4 protein-coding genes and 1 pseudogene are annotated in these 3,164 nt (G+C 75.5%); all 5 read right to left on the bottom strand.

Annotated features, from left to right (window positions below):
• Window positions 1-624, bottom strand: a 624-nt coding sequence (locus tag E4P40_RS27125) for an aminotransferase class V-fold PLP-dependent enzyme (RefSeq protein WP_135161394.1), incomplete at its 3' end; no start/stop codon positions are given.
• 26 nt (window positions 625-650) lie between these two features.
• Window positions 651-1,388, bottom strand: a complete 738-nt coding sequence (locus E4P40_RS27120; protein WP_135161393.1) for an anti-sigma factor — start codon at window positions 1,386-1,388, stop codon at window positions 651-653.
• Window positions 1,369-1,977: a sigma-70 family RNA polymerase sigma factor gene (locus E4P40_RS27115; protein WP_245160623.1), complete on the bottom strand. Its 609-nt coding sequence runs from the start codon at window positions 1,975-1,977 to the stop codon at window positions 1,369-1,371. Before E4P40_RS27115 ends, E4P40_RS27120 begins: the two co-directional genes overlap by 20 nt.
• A gap of 41 nt (window positions 1,978-2,018) precedes the next feature.
• Window positions 2,019-2,684: a class F sortase gene (locus E4P40_RS27110; RefSeq protein ID WP_135161392.1), complete on the bottom strand. Its 666-nt coding sequence runs from the start codon at window positions 2,682-2,684 to the stop codon at window positions 2,019-2,021.
• Between the two features lie 23 nt (window positions 2,685-2,707).
• A pseudogene (locus E4P40_RS27105) lies at window positions 2,708-3,164 on the bottom strand (DUF4397 domain-containing protein); the annotation flags it as partial.

Here is a 3,164-nt window from a genome sequence, read left to right as displayed (position 1 = left end):
GTAGACGACGTCGGCGCCGAGGTCGACGTCGGCGTGCCCGAGCGACTGGGCGGCGTCCAGCACCAGCGGGACCCCGGCCGCCCGGCAGAGGGCCGCGATCTCGGCGGCGGGCTGGTGCAGGCCGCGGTGGCTCGGGATGTGGGTGAGGTGCACGAAGGCCGGCGCGTCGCCGGCGAGCAGCCGCTCGACGGCGTCGACGTCGGCCCGCCCGAGGCCGTCGACCGGCAGCGGCTCCGGCCGCAGGCCGTAGGTGCGCAGCTGCGCGATGTTCGGGGCGTACTCGCCGGGCAGGCAGGCCACCCGCGACCCCGCCGGCAGCCGCCACCCGGTGAGCAGGGCCACCAGCGCCGCCTGTGCCGACTCGACGAACGCGACGTCGGCGGCCCCCATCCCGACCAGGCCGCCCAGCACCGAGCGTCCCTGTTGCAGGAGGTCGTCCGCGGTCGCCTCCGCCACGTAGCCGCCGAGCTCGGCCTCGTGCCGTGCGTGGTGCGCCGCCGCCTCCAGGACGCGGTGGCTCTGCCGGCTCATGGCCGCGCTGTCGAGGTGCCGCCCGGCCGGACGCGGCCGCGCCTTGCGCCAGGCGGCGGCCAGGTCCTCGTGCGGTAGGCGGTCCTTGTCCACGGGAGCACGCTAGGCGACGTCCGCGTTCAGCTCTCGATCACGCCGCGGCACACCGACACCCCCGAGTGCAGCGGATCGCCGTCCAGTTGCTCCACCGACACATCCACGATCGGGAAGGCGTCGAGGTCCAGGCCCTCGGGCACCTCGAAGGACTGGGTCCCCGGACTGACGATTCCGAGCGGCACCATGCCGACGACGTCAGGATCGATCAGCCAGATCTCGTAGTAGGCGTCGTCGTCGAGCGCGGGTGCGTCGAGATCGACCTCCACGACGCGGGACCCGTCGTCCCGGACGACGACCTCTGCGCGGCCGGAGGCCTCGTTGTCGGCCAGCGGGTCGAGCGCCACCGTGGTGACGGCGTTCCCGTCGTCCCCGGCGCGGTCGAGGACGGCCACCGCACCGGCGCCGATCACCGCACCGGCCACCGCGGCGGCGGCCGCGAGGAGCAGCGGGCGCCGGCGGCGACGGAACGGGAGGACGGTCGCCTCCGGGGACGGTTCCGCGACAGCGGCCCCCGCGGACCGGGACTGCGGCGTCGCGGAGACGCCGGTCGCCGCGGCGATCGCGTCCCAGACCCTCGGGGGCGGCGGGACGGGCGCGCCGGTGGTGGCGAACTCGGGGATGGCGAGCGCGTCGACGCTCCGCTGCAGGGACGCGACCTCGGCCCGGCACCGCTCGCACGACTCGAGGTGCGCGGCGTCGCCGGCGGGCAGTGGCTCGCGGAGGGCGGCCAGGGCCAGCTGCTCAGGCGTGCAGTGCTGCACCGTCCACCTCCAACCGCGTCCGCAGGCGTTCCAGGGTCCGCCGGATGTGCGACTTGACCGTGCCCAGCGGCAACCCGGTGCGGGTGGCGATCTGGGCGTGGGTCAGGTCCTCGAAGAAGGCGAGCTCGATGATCCCGCGCTGGGGCTGGCCGAGGAGGTCCAGCTCGTCGAGCAGCAGGACCCGGTCGGCGACCGCGTTGTCCACCCCCGCCGTGACCGGACCCGAGGTCCCCGACTGCATCTCCGACATCGCCGCCTCCGTCTGGCGGCGCTCCTTGTCGCGGCGCGCCCAGGTGTCGGCGATCTTGTGCCGGGCCACACCGACCAGCCACGCCGGCAGCGGACCCTTCTCCGGCCGGTAGCCCGCACGGCCGGTCCAGGCGGAGACGAACGTCTGCTGGGTGACGTCCTCGGCGTCGGGCCCGGGACCGAACGCCCGGACGGCCATCCCGTGGACCTGCCCCGCCCACCGCTCGTACGCCCAGGCCAAGGCCTGCTCCTCGCCGGCGGCGAAGCGCCGCCCGATCTCCCGGTCGTCCGGCTCCGGGGCGCCGCCCAGGGCGGGCACGGGGTCGGGTTCCACGGACATGACGCTACCCATGACAGCCGGCCGCACGGCCAGTAGCTCGCTCACGACACCAGCTCCGCCACCACGACCACGTTGTCGCGGTAGCTCCGGTATTCGGTGAGGAAGGGCCCGCCGCACGTGATGAGCGTCAGCCGGGGTGGACCTGTCCGGGTGAACAGGCGGTCGAGGGGCAGCACCTGCTTCTCGATGACCTCCCGCGAGACCACCCGCCAGCGCGTCGACGTCCCGGCCGCGTCGGTGACGACCACCTCGTCGCCCACCGCCGCGCCGCGAAGAGGTGCCATCGCCCCCCGACCCTGCTCCCGGTCGTCGACGTGCCCGGCGATCACCGCCGAGCCGTCCTCGCCGGGCGCCGGGCCGAAGCGGTACCAGCCCACCCGGTCCACCTCGGCCGGGATGGTCATCTGGCCGTCGGGTTCCACACCCACGGAGTCGACGGCGCTGTCGACCCCGAGGGCCGGTGCCGTCAGCCGCACGGGTGCAGGAGCGGTCTCCTGCGCCCCCGGGGTGGCAGGTCGGGTGGGCACCGCGGGAGGGGTCCGCGGGGCCGTCGGCGCCGGCACGGGGGACGACGACGCCGACGGGGTCCCGAGGGTCTCCTCGACCGGTGCGCCCGCCGTCGCCGACGGCCGGGTCAGGCTCCACGCCGTCGGCACACCGACAGCGAGAGCCAGTCCCAGGACCGCGGTGGCGGCGGCGGGTCGCACGACGATCTCCCTGTCTCGCCGGGTCAGCCGTTGCTGCGTGCGAGACGCAGCGCGCCCGCGGCCGCGGCGACGATCCCGACCAGGGACACGGCGAGCAGCGGTGCGGGGAGCGAGTCCTCGTCCATCAGACCCGCAGTGCCGCCCGGGACGCCGGACGGAGCGGAGTGCGCACCGCTGATCGTCTGGACGGCCAGCTCGAAGCCTGCGTCCTGCGAGCCCCACGCGTAGACGACGGTCGTCGTGCCCTCCGGCAGGGTGAGGTCGGCCGGTCCGATGGCGACGGTCTGGGTGCCGGCGAGGACGACGTCGGCGTTCACGGTGCCCGCCGGGACCGTCAGCGTGGCCTCGTTCGGGTTCGTCAGCGCGGGCGCGACGACCTGCCCGGCGGCCCGGACGTCCACGGCGGGGGCTGCCGCGGTGTGCCGCACGGTGGCGCGCGCCTGGCCTGCGGGCACCGGCGAGACGTCGTTGACGAACGGA

This window comes from Blastococcus sp. CT_GayMR20 (assembly GCF_004570345.1).
The sequence above is the reverse complement of the archived record's forward strand: the minus strand, read 5'-3'. Positions and strand labels throughout refer to the sequence as shown.